Annotated in this window: 1 protein-coding gene; it reads left to right on the top strand. The window is 70.1% G+C overall.

Annotation, left to right across the window (positions count from 1 at the left end; translation table 11 throughout):
• Nucleotides 1-244, top strand: a 244-nt coding sequence (locus ADK60_RS28005; RefSeq protein WP_159400616.1) for an AMP-binding enzyme, incomplete at both ends; no start/stop codon positions are given.

Raw genomic sequence — 244 nt, 5'->3', positions numbered from 1 at the left:
GGTCGGGTATGTCGTGCCCACCCCCGGCAGCGAACTCGACACCGCCGAGATCCGGGCCGAGGTCGCTGCGTTCCTGCCGGAGTACATGGTCCCGGCGGCGGTCGTGGTGCTGGATGCGATCCCATTGACGGTCAACGGCAAGGTCGACCGAAAGGCCCTGCCCGCACCCGACTTCGCCTCCGCCGGCGAGGGCCGTGCACCCGCCACCCCGCAGGAAGAAGTCCTGTGCGGTGTGTTCGCGGAG

Origin of the sequence: Streptomyces sp. XY431, assembly GCF_001279805.1 — a bacterium.
GTDB lineage: Bacteria > Actinomycetota > Actinomycetes > Streptomycetales > Streptomycetaceae > Kitasatospora > Kitasatospora purpeofusca.
This window is presented reverse-complemented; position numbering and strand designations above follow the sequence as displayed.